This is a genomic window from Streptomyces sp. NPDC007901 (assembly GCF_042959465.1).
In the GTDB taxonomy this organism is placed as follows: domain Bacteria; phylum Actinomycetota; class Actinomycetes; order Streptomycetales; family Streptomycetaceae; genus Streptomyces.
The window spans coordinates 149568-162181 of record NZ_JBIBKW010000002.1 but is presented as its reverse complement, the minus strand read 5'-3'; the positions used below and the strand labels follow the sequence as shown (position 1 = coordinate 162181).

10 protein-coding genes are annotated in these 12614 nt (G+C 69.2%); 2 read left to right on the top strand and 8 right to left on the bottom strand.

Translation table 11 applies throughout. The features are described 5' to 3' along the window. Positions 1-19: 19 nt before the first annotated feature. Both ACFZDK_RS06420 and ACFZDK_RS06415 read right to left on the bottom strand, forming a co-directional pair. Positions 20-1315 (bottom strand): hypothetical protein, encoded by a 1296-nt coding sequence (locus ACFZDK_RS06420; protein WP_390970338.1) that lies wholly within the window; start codon positions 1313-1315, stop codon positions 20-22. Between the two features lie 52 nt (positions 1316-1367). Further along, on the bottom strand, positions 1368-3479 hold the full coding sequence (locus ACFZDK_RS06415) for a transglycosylase domain-containing protein (RefSeq protein WP_390971578.1): 2112 nt from the start codon (positions 3477-3479) through the stop codon (positions 1368-1370). Between the two features lie 605 nt (positions 3480-4084). Between ACFZDK_RS06415 and ACFZDK_RS06410 the strand changes: the two genes are divergently transcribed. After that, a complete protein-coding gene (locus ACFZDK_RS06410; RefSeq protein WP_365690302.1) occupies positions 4085-4291 on the top strand; it encodes a zinc ribbon domain-containing protein in 207 nt (68 codons plus the stop codon). On the opposite strand, the gene ACFZDK_RS06405 is transcribed toward ACFZDK_RS06410, so the two are convergent. Genes ACFZDK_RS06405 through ACFZDK_RS06395 form a run of 3 tightly spaced genes read right to left on the bottom strand, consistent with a single transcriptional unit; the run spans position 4288 to position 8854 of the window. Continuing rightward, positions 4288-5100 carry an HAD family hydrolase gene (locus ACFZDK_RS06405; RefSeq protein WP_390970336.1) on the bottom strand — a complete coding sequence of 271 codons (813 nt, stop codon included), beginning with the start codon at positions 5098-5100 and terminating at the stop codon, positions 4288-4290. The two genes, ACFZDK_RS06410 and ACFZDK_RS06405, sit on opposite strands and share 4 nt — an antisense overlap. Beyond that, positions 5100-7652, bottom strand: coding sequence for a phosphoribosyltransferase domain-containing protein (locus ACFZDK_RS06400; protein WP_390970334.1), 2553 nt, complete (start codon positions 7650-7652; stop codon positions 5100-5102). Before ACFZDK_RS06400 ends, ACFZDK_RS06405 begins: the two co-directional genes overlap by 1 nt. Positions 7653-7681: 29 nt before the next feature. Beyond that, the gene (locus ACFZDK_RS06395; protein WP_365690299.1) at positions 7682-8854 is read right to left on the bottom strand and encodes an HpcH/HpaI aldolase/citrate lyase family protein; all 1173 of its coding nucleotides are present in this window, start codon (positions 8852-8854) and stop codon (positions 7682-7684) included. Between the two features lie 176 nt (positions 8855-9030). Here ACFZDK_RS06395 and ACFZDK_RS06390 point away from each other — a divergent pair, with 176 nt between their 5' ends. After that, positions 9031-9834, top strand: a complete 804-nt coding sequence (locus ACFZDK_RS06390; protein WP_390970332.1) for a TerD family protein — start codon at positions 9031-9033, stop codon at positions 9832-9834. A 54-nt stretch (positions 9835-9888) separates the two neighbouring features. Here ACFZDK_RS06390 and ACFZDK_RS06385 read toward each other — a convergent pair whose 3' ends face one another. The 3 genes from ACFZDK_RS06385 to ACFZDK_RS06375 form a co-directional block, all read right to left on the bottom strand. Next, positions 9889-10626: a Tellurium resistance gene (locus ACFZDK_RS06385; protein WP_390970329.1), complete on the bottom strand. Its 738-nt coding sequence runs from the start codon at positions 10624-10626 to the stop codon at positions 9889-9891. Between the two features lie 109 nt (positions 10627-10735). Beyond that, complete coding sequence (locus ACFZDK_RS06380; RefSeq protein WP_390970327.1) at positions 10736-11881, bottom strand: DUF475 domain-containing protein; 1146 nt, start codon at positions 11879-11881, stop codon at positions 10736-10738. Between the two features lie 130 nt (positions 11882-12011). After that, on the bottom strand, positions 12012-12590 hold the full coding sequence (locus ACFZDK_RS06375) for a TerD family protein (RefSeq protein ID WP_355710891.1): 579 nt from the start codon (positions 12588-12590) through the stop codon (positions 12012-12014). Positions 12591-12614: the final 24 nt, after the last annotated feature.

Here is a 12614-nt window from a genome sequence, read left to right as displayed (position 1 = left end):
AATCAGCCCTCCGCGCGCCTCACTTGACGATCGAGGACCAGTCCGCCGGGGCCTGCGCCGGGTCCAGGGTGCGCAGCCGGGCCAGGGTCTCCGGGTCCTGGGCGTCGAGCCAGTCGGAGAGCTCCTTGAAGGACACGCACTTGACGCCCTTCTTGGTGCATATCTTCGGGACGACCTGGTCGATGGCCTTCATGTAGATGCCGCCGTTCCAGTCCTCGAAGTGGTTGCCGATGAACAGCGGGGCGCGGCTGCCGTAGTAGACCCGGTTGAAGCCGTTCATGTAGGCGTCGACGGTCTGCTGTTCCCAGGTGGCGTACTGGGAGGGGTCGCCGTCGGTCTCGCCGTTGGACTGGTTGTAGAGGAAGTTGAAGTCCATCGAGAGTGACTGGATCTTGTCGCCGTACGGCACCATCTGCAGCGGGAAGTTCCAGAGGCCGTCCTTCTTGGAGGGCCATATCTGGAGGTCGCCGGGGGAGCTGGCGTCGTACTTCCAGTTGTAGCCGTACTTCTGGAGGGCCTTGAGCAGGTTGGGCTGGCCCTCCAGGCAGGGGGCGCGGCCGCCGACGACCTCCTGCTTGAAGTCGAAGGGCAGGGCGGGGATGTCCTTGAAACCGGTGTTGGTCTTCCAGTTCTCGGTGAGCTCGAAGAACTGGTCGATCTCGCTCTTCCACTGGGCGACGCTCCAGTCGCCGCCGCCCTTGGCCTCGCAGAAGTGGCCGTTGAAGTGGCTGCCGATCTCGTTGCCCTGGTCGTACGCCTCGCGCAGCTGCTCCAGGGTGGTGCGGATGTGCTCGTCGGTGGCGTAGTCGATGGCGGCGTCGCCGGGCTGGTGCATGGGGCCGGTGTAGAGGGTCTTCTTGCTCTTGGGCAGCAGGTAGATGCCGGTGAGGAAGAAGGTCATGTGGGCGTTGTACTCCTTGGCCATCTCCCGGTAGTGCGAGAAGAGATGGTCGTCGCCCTGCAGGGCGCCGTCCCAGGAGAAGACGACGAACTGGGGCGGCTTCTCCCCCGGCTTGAGCTTCTCGGGCTTCAACTGGTCCTTCTGCGGCCCGGTGTAGGAGGTGGAGCCGTCGCCGAGGATCTTGGTCTTCCCGTCCCACTGGGGCGAGGCCGACGCCGAGGGGCTGGCCTTCCTGGTGCCGGAGGCGGTGGGGGCGGTGTCGTCCTGCTTGGTCAGCACCAGGTAGCCCGCGACGAGGGAGGCGACGACCAGGAAGGCGGCCAGGGTCAGGAACTCCGGGCGGGCTGGACGGCGGTCGCGGGCGGGCGCCTTGCGGCGGCGGCCGCCGGTTGTCGACTTCGTGCGGGGCTTCATGCGCGGCTCATTCTGCGGGTGGGTGGCGTGGGGAGCGTCGGGGCCTTGGTGGTCAGTCAAGGCCCATGGCCTGTGCCCAGACCGTGTACGGGACGTTGTCGGTGCCGGTTCCGGCCAGTCCCTTGAGCGGGAGCGGCTCCAGGGACTTGTTCAGGTCGATGCGGTAGACGACGACCGACGTCGTCACCTTCGAGACCGTGCCGGTGTACCAGGAGGCGGTGTCCTTGTCACTGGTGGCAAGGGTGTTGCCCGCCTTCCCGGCCGCCGTGCTGGTGAGCGCGGTGGTCGGATGGGCCAGGCGGAACGATTCGGTGAGGGCCTGCTCGACGTCCTCGGCCACGTCGTCGCGGACCGCGCGGGTCGGCTGCGGGGTGTCCAGGGCGACCCGGTGGCCATTGCGGGTGATCTTGGAGACGGAGTACGGCTCGGTGTGGGTGCCGCCGGCCGCGAACGTGGCGTAGCCGCCCGCCATGCGGATCGCGCTGGGCGTGGAGCTGCCCATGGAGAGGGCAGGCACCTGGGCTCCGATGCTGTCGGAGAGCAGCCCGGAGGCCACCGCGGTGGAGCGCACCTTGTCGAGCCCGGTGTCCACGCCGAGCTGCATGAAGGGGGTGTTCACGGACTGCGCGAGGGCCTTGCCCAGGCTGATCTGCCCGTAGGACGTGCCGTTGTCGTTGTTCGCGTAGACCTTCTTGCCGCTGCGGTCCCAGTACGGCCCGTCCGGGGTGGTGACCGGGACCTTGTCGTCGCCGTCGTAGAGCGTCTCGGGTGTGACCTCGGTGGCGGATCCGCCGCGCTCCTTGTGGACGCCGTTCTGGAGGCCGGCGGCGTAGACGAAGGGCAGGAAGGAGGTGCCCGCCGGGACGGAGGTGGAGTTGGACTCGTTGTAGCCCTGTTTACGGTGGTCGGGTCCGCCGTACACGGCGACGATCCGTCCGTCGTCCGAGACCGAGGCGGCTCCGTAGTGGGCGGCCTCGGCCAGCTTGGAGTCGCTCTCCTTGGCCGCCTTGCGCGCCTTGGTGACGGCCTTGGTGAGCGTGTCCTCCTTCTTGCGGTCGAAGGTCGTGTAGATCTGGTAGCCGCCGAGGTCGAACTGCTTGTCCGAGATGTGGGCGGACTTCTTGGCGTACTGCTGGGCCAGTTCCACCAGGTAGTCGCTCTGGCTTCCGGTGTCGTAGACCTTGTTGGTCTCGATCGGTTCGGGGAACTTCGTGTACTTGGCCCGCTCGGTCGGCGACAGTTTGCCGATCTTGACCATCCGGTCCAGGATCCAGGACCAGCGTTCCACCGCCCGCTGGTGGTTGGCCTTGCTGAGCGTCGGGTCGTAGAGCCCGGCCCCCTTGAGCAGCGAGGCGAGCACGGCGGCCTCGCTGGCGTTCAACTGGCCGACGTCCTTGCCGTAGTAGGCCTGGGCGGCGCGCTGGATGCCGTACGTCCCCCGGCCGAACCAGCTGGTGTTGAGATATCCCTCCAGGATCTGGTCCTTGCTCATCTTGTTGTCGAGCTTGAGGGAGATCATCGCTTCGGTGAATTTACGGCTTACGGTCTGGTTCTGCGTCAGATATACGTTCTTCACGTATTGCTGGGTAATGGTGGAACCGCCCTCGGTGTCCCCTTCGCCGACGGTGCGATACAAGGCCCGGGCTATGCCTTTGACCGAGATACCGGGGTCGGAGTAGAAGCTCTGGTTCTCCGCCGCGAGCACCGCCCAGCGCACATCCACGGGTATGTCCTTGAGCGGCATGTCCTGCCGCTGCACCCAGCCGGTCCGGGCCATCGGCGTCCCGTCGGACCAGAAGTAGACGTTGTCCTGCTGGGTGGCGTACGTGTTGAGGTTGGACGGTATGTCCGTGGTCGCGTAGGCGACGACGAGGAACAGCCCGGTCAGGCCGATGCTCCCGAAAAAGCCTCCCACCCACTGCCGCCAGGACGGCACCCAGCGCCGCCAGCCGGCCCGGCCGGGCCGCGGGTAGAGCGGGCGCAGCTTGCGCGCGTACGGCGCCAGGGGCGCGAGTCGGGGCCCCACGAGAGCCCGGATCGCCGCCACCGCCGCCAGCACCCGCTCCCGGGGCGAGAGGCGGGCGCTGCGACGCCGCTCGGCACGGCCGCCGGAGGCCGCCGACTCCTGCTCCGGCTGCCGCTGTTCGGGCACCCGGATCTGCATCGTGGCGTCCGCCCGCAGGGCGGCCACGTTCAGATGCAGGGTCTCGTCATGGGTCGGCGGATCCGACTTCTTGCGCGGCGCACCCTTGCTCGCCCCCGCCTTCGCGGCGTCGGCCTTCGCGGCATCGGCCTTCGCGGCCCGCTGGGCGTGCAGCTCGTTCCACAGAGCCTCCGCCTTCTGCCGTGCGACCTCCTGCGCACGCTGAGCGTCGTCGCCCTTCTGCCACAGAGCATGCTCCGCACGCAGGCCGTCGACCTTCAGGTGCAGCGTCGCGTCCGGCTCGAACGGCTTCTTCTTCCCGGGGCCGGCCTGGTCATGGCCGTCCTCCGGGTCGCCCGTCCGCTCCGTTGCGTCCGTCACGACTGCGTCTCCCCTCGCACTCGGTCTTGCGCGCGCGGTTAGACAGGTCGGGTGGACAGGGCCGCGGCAGGCGCGGCGCTATGAGCCCCCTCTTCCCCCGGTCTTTTGGCTCCTCGCGGCCAGCTCAAATTATCAGCGATCTTTTCAAAATCTCCGCACAAGTATCGGACAGAAAGGAACACTCATGAAATTCTGAGGTGAAGTGATGCCCGTCACTCCCGCATCACCGGCGTTAGCCTGTTCCCATGCCCCGCTACGAGTACCGCTGCCGCACCTGCGGCGACACCTTCGAACTCTCCCGCCCGATGGCCGAGTCGTCGGCCCCCGCAGCATGCCCTGACGGGCATGAAGACACGGTAAAGCTCTTGTCGGCGGTGGCCGTCGGGGGGACCGCGTCCGCGGCCCCCGCCGGCTCCGGCGGGGGCTGCTGCGGCGGCGGTTGCTGCGGCTAGCCCGCCGTACGAACCGCCTTCAGGAATTCCCGCAGGATTCGCTCTCCGGCGAGGACTCCCCGCTCCGGCAGCGCGGTAATGGCCGGCCCGGCCCATCCGGCGTCGGCCAACTCCCCGTGCCCCGGCCGCCATCCGCGGTCCGCGGCCAGCAGCAGGTCCGCGTCCAGCAGGGAGTCCCCCGCGGCCAGCGTCAGGCCGGCCCCGGTCCTGCGCGCCAGCTCCCGCATCGCCGCGCTCTTGGTCAGCGGCTTCGGTACGGCGTAGATCTTCCGGCCCTGGAGCGACACCGTCCAGCCACGGTTCTCGGCCCACACCGCGAGGCTCTTCACCCACTCCTCGGGCAGCAGCTCCCGCTCCACGACCAGGTAGGCGAAGAGGTCCTCGGCGACCCGGTGCTTGCGCAGCCACACCGGGTCGGCGTGCTCCGTCAGGTACGCCCGCACCTCGTCCAGCGGCGCGCACTCGTCGGCCAGCCGCGCCAGTACCTGCCCGTGCCAGTCCCCGTCGGACACCCCGTCCACCAGCAGATGCCCGCCGTTGGCACAGATGGCGTACTTCGGGGCGGGCCCCGGCAGGTTGATCCGCTGGTACTGCTTGCGGGTGCGGGTCGTGGTCGGCACGAAGACCGCCGCGTCCCCCAGCTCGGTCAGCAGCCGCGCGGCCGTCTCCGTCAGGTACGACAGCGGCCTGGCCTCGTGCACCTCCACGCAGAGCAGCCGGGGCGCCCGCGCGTCGGGCATGGTCAGCGCCAGCGCGCCCGAGGAGTAGATGAGGGTACGGTCCAGGTCGCTCGCGACGAGCACCGCCATCAGAGGTTCACCGCCTTGCCGTCGGCGCCGGTCGCCCCGCGCGTGTACTTGGGGTGGATCAGCCCGACACAGGTGTACGGCAGGTCGCCGACCTCCTCCACCGGTACCCCTCTCTGCTCCGCAAGCAGCCGCACGTGGTCCAGGTCGGCCCCGGCCCCGGCCCGCGCCAGGATCTTCCAGGGCACCCGGCGCAGCAGCACCCGGGTGGTCTCCCCCACGCCCGGCTTCACGAGGTTCACGTCGTGGATGCCGTACTCCTCGCTGATCCGCTCGACGGCCGCCCAGCCCTCCCAGCTCGGCGTGCGGTCCGCCACGGCCAGCTCCTTCACGGCGCCGTCCACCGCGTCCACGACCTCCCCGAACCGCGCCACGACCGCGTCCAGGAAGGCCACCGACACATCGGCGCCGGCCAGCTCGCGGTAGAACTTCGCGCCGTGGAAGTCGTTCGGCCCCACCAGGTCGGCCCGCAGCACGGTCCGCGAGATCAGCCCGGAGACGGTCGAGTTGAGGCAGGCGGAGGGGATCAGGAAGTCCTCGCGGGTGCCGTACGTCCGCACGCACGACCCCGGGTCGGCGAGCACCGCGATCTCCGGATCGAAGCCGCTCACCCCCTCCCGCTCCTCGAACTCCTCGATCGCGTCGGCGAGTTCCCGGGTGATGGCGCCCTTTCCGGTCCAGCCGTCCACGAAGACCACGTCCCGCGGGTCGTGGTGCGCGGCCAGCCAGCGCAGCGCGTTGGCGTCGATGCCCCGGCCGCGCACGATCGACACGGCGTAGTGCGGCAGGTCCAGGCCGTACCGGAACTGCGCCCAGCGGCGCATCAGCACGCCCACGGGCGTCCCGGCGCGGGCCAGCGACACCAGCACCGGCCGCGGCGACCGCTCGGCCAGCACGGTCTCGGTGACGACGCCGACGGCCTGCGCGATCCGGGCGGCCGAGGTCTCCAGGGCCGCGTGGAAGAGCGTCTGGTACTGCTCGCTCGGCTGGTACTCCACCGGCAGCGACTCCGCGTAGTGCGCGCCGCCGCTCTGGATCGCCTCCTCGCGCTCCTCGGTCGGCGCCTCCAGCGTCACGTCCGAGAGGTCCTGGAGCAGCCAGCCGACGTCCTCCGGCGGGTACGAGGAGAAGGCGGGGCCGCGAAGGGGCTCGGGCAGCATGGCGGGGCTCTCTTCGGTCAGCGCGGGGACGTACGACGGTACAACCGCGAGCAGGACGTGCGGGACATACGCGCCGAGCCGGGCCGGCAGGCCGTCCGGGGCGTGCAGTTCGGGGGTGTCGCCGGCCGAGTCGACGAACAGGACGACGGCGTCGAAGCCGCCGCCCGCCACGTTGTACGCGTAGCGGTCGCCGGGGCCGTCGGCGGGGTTGTCGTGGGCCGGGAAGACGAGGCGGCTGCGGATGGCGTAGCCGGGGTCGTCGACAGCCAGCACGGGCGAGCGGGTGGTGGTCGAGTACCGCACCTCGGCGGCCACCAGCGCCTCCAGCTCACGGGCGACCCTGAGGGGGGCGTACATCAGCTCCTCGAAGCCGAGGGTCAGTACGCGGTGGGCGTCCGGGGGCAGGGCTTCGGCGAGCCTCGCGGCCATGAGGGGGAGGGCCGACTCCAGGCGTGCCCGGTGAGCGGGCGTGAAGCCGTGCCGTCCGCCGTCGGGGAGGCCGGGGGGCCAGTGCAGGTCGACGCGGGTGAGGTGGGGGGTGGCGGTGCGGTTGTCGGCCGGGTGCGGGTGGGTGGGGGCTGAGCGCGCCCACGCGGCGGCAGCCGCAGATTCAGCACAGCCCCGCGCCCCTAGGGGGTTGCGCTGGAAGTCGGCTTGAGCGGCAACGTCGGCACTCTCTTCGTACCGAGCCACCAGTTCCTGGCCCTTTTCCAGGACCCCCTCGGGCAGCTTCACGGTCCCCGACGCCGCCGCCACCAGGTCCACCCGCGCGTTGATCTCCTCGGCGAACGACGTCAGTCGCCCCGCGTCCGCGGGCGAGCGCATATCGACCAGAGCGACCACGACGTAACGTTTCCGCGGATAACGGGCGTGGAGGTCCCGGATCGTGTTGAGGACCGTGTTGCCGGTGGAGAACTCGTCGTCGACCAGGACCAGGGGGCCGTCGGTGGCGAGCAGGGCGGGGTCCTTTGGCAGGAGCAGGTGCGAGGTGGCGTGGGAGTGGGACTCCTCGAAGCCGCCCGCCGGGATCACCCCCGGCACCGGGCGGCGCGTGGAGTGGAGGTAGGGGGCGAGGCCGATGCCGTCGGCGACGGAGTGGCCGAGGCCGGTCGCCGTCTCGGCGTAACCGACGACCACCGCCCGCGCCGCCTCACCCTCACCGAGCAGGTCCCGTACCCGGCGGCCGAGGGCGAAGCCGTGCCCGTACACCACCGACGGCGACTGCGGGACGTGCTTGCCAAGGACGTTGGAGACCAGCAGGTGGGCCCGCTTCGGGTTGCGGCGCAGGGCGAGGCCGAGGAGGGCCCTCAGGCCGTCGTCGCCCACGAGTTCGACGCCGAGCCGTTCGGCGACCCAGCTGCCGGACCAGTCCCCGTCGTTCGCTGCGATGTTCATGCGTTCCTTGTGTCGTCCCCTGGGGCCCGTCACCCGGGTATTCCGGCGGCGAGCAGCTCCACGAAGCCGACGTCCTCGTTGGCGACGCCGAACACCTCGGCACGGAGCATGGTCCGCTCGGCCCAGGCGCGGTGAGGCTTCACCTCGTTCATCTTGTTGGTGTAGGCCGAGCGAAGTACACCCCCGCCGCCCCGTTCCGGCCGCAGGATGTCCTGGGCGTCGGAGAACTCCTCGTGACTGACGACGGACAGCGCGTGCACGGGGATGACATGGGACGGGTGGATGCAGGTCTTGCCGAGCAGGCCGTTGGCCTGGTCGAGGGAGATCTCTCTCAGCAGGCCGTCCATGGCGTGCTCGATGAGCCGCTCGCGCAGTTCCACGGCCTGCTCCGCCAGGAAGGGGCTCTGCCGCAGCATCGGCTTGAACATGCGCTCGGGGACCCGGAAGTACTCCCAGACCGGTCCGGTCACCGTGAACCCGGTGCCGTCGGCCCGCCCCAGCATGTTCACCACGTCGGCGATGACGGAGGCGATGATCTGGACGTCGTAGGCGGTCATGTCGGGCGCCCGCCGCAACCCGTAGGAGGAGCAGAAGTCGGTGACGCCCAGGCGCAGCGCGAGCACCTTGTCGCGGTACTTGTCGACGGCGCGGGCGATGCCCTCCAGGGCGTCCACGCGCGTCTCCCGGTACATCAGCTCGGGCGTCTCCAGGACGGGCATCCCGAAGAGCCGGCGCCCGCTGCGCGTCGAGGCGCCGTCTAGGGCCTGCAGGAAGGGGATGCCGCGTTCCTCGGTGAACTTCGGGAACACGAATCCGGACAGCAGCGACACGCTGCCGCCGAGCCGTCGTACAAGATCGGGGATCTGCTCGGGCTCGCGCACCCGGATGAAGAGCAGCGGCAGCTCCACGCCCGCGCGCTCGCGCTCGGCCAGGTCGGCGAACTGCCGGACCAGGTTCTCCTCGCCCGCCGGCACGTCCTCGTCGCCGATGGAGTCCTCCAGGCACAGCACCATCGAGACCACGCCGAGCCCCGCCTGCTTGACGATGTCGTCGGCGAGCCGCGGCCGGGTGGCCGGGCTGTACAGGGTGGCGCCCAGGGCCGCGGAGAGCAGCCGGGCCGGGGAGTCGGCGGTGAACCCGCACGGCTCCTGGTGGAAGAGGCGCTGTCGCACCTCTGGTGCGATGTGCCCGAAATGACGCATAGAACTCCCCCGTGGCGTGGGCCTTGCCTGTGAAATGGGTAAAGGGTGGCCGGTAATAGTACGTACAAAGCCATGTCGGGGGTTCCCGCAGGGCATGAATTTCAGGTAACCCGCCTGTGTCGGTCGCGAGGCCCCCCGCGTTGTCGTGACCAGGACCGAGAGGGCAGGATGACCGCATGACGCACGCGATGTTGAAGGGGTCGAACGTCCCGGTGGAAACGGGCACGGTCCGGGCCGTGCTGCGCTGGACACCCGGGCAGGGAGTTCCGGACGTCGACGCCTCGGCGCTGCTCCTCGGCCCCGACGGTCGTGTGCGCTCCGACGAGGACTTCGTCTTCTACAACCAGCCCCGGCACCCCTCCGGGAAGGTCTGGCGGCTCGGCAAGAAGCGGGTGGCCGAGGGCCTCACCGACACCATCCAGACAGATCTGCCCGGTGTCGAGCCCAATGTCGGCCGAATCCTCCTGGTCGCATCGGCGGACGGCATCCCGTTCGAACACGTACCCGCCCTGCGCATCCTGCTGTACGACGCCACGGCCCCGGACGCCGAACCGCTGGCCCATTTCGACATCAAGCCGGAGACCGGCGCCGAGACGGCCCTGATCTGCGGGGAGCTGTACCGCAGGGGCGAGGGCTGGAAGTTCCGCGCGCTGGGCGAGGGCTACAGCAACGGCCTCAAGGGCCTGGCCACGGACTTCGGCATCTCGGTGGACGAGTCGGAGGCGATGGAGGAGCCGTCGGCCTCCATGCCGCTGCCCCCCGAGCAGCCGACCACGGTCCCGACCCAGCCCGCCTACGGCTACCCCCAGCCCACCTCACCGGCCCAGCCCCCGGCCTACGGCTACCCCCAGCCCGCCTACACCCAGCAACAGCCCCAGTCGGGCTACGGCTACCCCCCACCGGCCCCCATCCCGGTAGCCACGGTCCCCAACACGGACTTCCGTCTGCCGCCACAGGGCCCACAATTCATCGGCCGATGACTTTCCCTGGGTAGGGGCGCGGGGCCGCATCAATGTGCGGCTCCGCCGCGTGGGCTACCTCTCCGCCTTCGCCTTGTAACCCCGCCCCCACTGCAGTCCCCACCCGTACAACCGGTCCAGCTCCCCCTGGAACCCGTACACGAACTTCACCTCGCGCCGGACGACCAGCTCCCCCTTCACGTTCTCGATCATCACCACCGCACACGACCGCGCCTGCGGATGCCGCTCGTCGAGGCCTATCTCGATCCGCGGCCCGTTGCTCGGGTACAGCGTGACGACCGCGTGGGTCCGGTCGAACGCCGGCGTCTGGTCGTAGATGTACACGAACACCAGCAGCCGCTTGATGTCGTCCCGATGATCAAGGTTGACGTACATCGTCTCGCCGGACGCGGACCCGAACCGGTCGTCGCCGCTGAGCTTGACGTACGGCGGTGCGTTCACGTCCCCGAGCAGGCCGCCGAGCGGCTGGACGACCCCCTTGGACCCGTCGGCCAGCTCGTACAGCGCCCCGAGGTCGAGGTCGACGTTGACCATGCTCTGCCCGTGCCCGACCACCTCCGGCGGCCTGAGCGCCTTGAAGGGGTGCCTGAAAAGACTCGTCTTCTGCTCGCTGTCGAAGTCGGACGTCCGCATCCGCCAGCTCAGGTTGACCCGCAGGTTGCCGGTGGCCGCGCCCTGCTTCGTGAGGGACACCTGCTGATGCCGTTTGGTGAGCTCGATGGAGTTGGACGCGGCGCTGCCCGAGTCGAACTCGGCCGCCCTGCCGCCCAGCAGTCCGTCGAAGAAACCCATTCCCGCCCCCAGAGACTCCTGCCGACGCCCGGGGGCGGCCGACCCGGTCGGCCGCCCCCATCAGAGCGTTCCTCGTCCAGAAGGGTGTCACACCCTCCTTTTCGGCCTGTCAGACGCCGGACGAGACCTCAGTCTTCTCGTCCGCCCCCGCTTTTCCCTCGGCGGCCGCCAGCCGCTGGTTGCGGCGTACGGAGGACCAGAAGGACCAGCCGATCAGGACGACGCCGACGAGACCGGTGATGACCTCGTTGATCTGGTACTGGATGGTGACCATCAGGATGACGGCCAGGGCGCCGATGGCGTAGTGGGCGCCGTGCTCCAGGTAGACGTAGTCGTCCAGGGTGCCCTGACGGACCAGGTAGACGGTGAGCGAGCGGACGTACATGGCGCCGATGCCCAGGCCGAGGGCCATCAGGACGATGTCGTTGGTGATCGCGAACGCGCCGATGACGCCGTCGAAGGAGAACGACGCGTCCAGGACCTCCAGGTAGAGGAACATGAAGAACGCGGCCTGGCCGGCCAGCACCACCGCCGACTTCTTCTTCCCGGTGCGTTCGGCCTCCTCCTCTTCCTCGTGCTCGCGTTCCTCCTCGGCCTCCAGACGGTCCTCGAAGAACCCGGAGAGACCGCCGACGATCATGTAGGTGATCAGGCCGGCGATGCCGGCGATCAGGACGGTCTGTGCCTTGTCGGTGTGGCCGCCGCCGTGCTGGTGGGCGTGGGTGGCGAAGGTGAAGGCGGTGATGAGCAGGACGATCAGGGCGATGCAGACCGCCAGCATGTCGACCTTGCCGAGCTTGGCCAGCGGGCGCTCGATCCAGCGCAGCCACTGGATGTCGCGGTCCTCGAAGATGAAGTCGAGGAAGATCATCAGCAGGAACATGCCGCCGAAGGCGGCGATCGCCGGGTGGGCGTCGGTGACCAGTTCCTGGTAGCGGTCCTTGTTGTTGAGCGCGAGGTCGACGGCCTCGATGGGGCCCATCTTGGCGGTGACCGCGACGATCACGACGGGGAAGACCAGCCGCATGCCGAAGACCGCGATGAGCACGCCGACGGTGAGGAAGATCTTCTGCCAGAAGGCATTCATCTTCTTCAGGATTCCGGCGTTGACGACCGCGTTGTCGAACGACAGGGAGATCTCGAGGACAGCGAGGATCGCCACGATGCCGAAGGCCTCCCACCCCCCGTAGAAGACCGCGGCGACCAGGCCGAGAGCTGTGATCGCGAACGACCAGCCGAAGGTTTTCAGAAGCACTGGCTACCCAATCGTTGATGTACGGGTCTCCCCCGCGCCGTACTCGGCTTTACCTACTGTTGACCACGAAGTCTAGAGGGCACCGGTGTCCTACGGGTGGGGCGGGCCCCACATCCGGACTGTGAAAGTGCTACGAGACGTTCACGCCGAAGTCGAGGGCGATGCCGCGCAGGCCGGAGGCGTAGCCCTGGCCGACGGCCCGGAACTTCCACTCGCCCTGGTAGCGGTAGAGCTCGCCGAAGATCATGGCGGTCTCGGTGGAGGCGTCCTCGCTGAGGTCGTAGCGGGCGAGCTCCTGGTTGTCGGCCTGGTTGACCACGCGGATGAACGCGTTGGAGACCTGGCCGAAGGTCTGGCCGCGCTCGTCGGCCATGTGGATCGAGACCGGGAAGATGATCTTCTCGACGTTGGCCGGCACCTTCGGCAGGTCGACCAGAATCGATTCGTCGTCGCCCTCGCCCTCACCGGTGAGGTTGTCGCCGGTGTGCTCGACCGAGCCGTCGGGGCTCTTGAGCTGGTTGTAGAAGACGAACCACTCGTCGCCGAGGACCCGGTTCCCGGCGTCGCACAGCAGCGCGCTGGCGTCCAGGTCGAAGGGGGCGCCGGTGGTGGAGCGGGCGTCCCAGCCGAGTCCGATCATGACGTTGGTGAGGTTCGGTGCGGCCTTGGAGAGGGAGACATTGCCTCCCTTGGCGAGCGTGACGCCCATGGTGATGGTCCTCCCCTAGCGGTG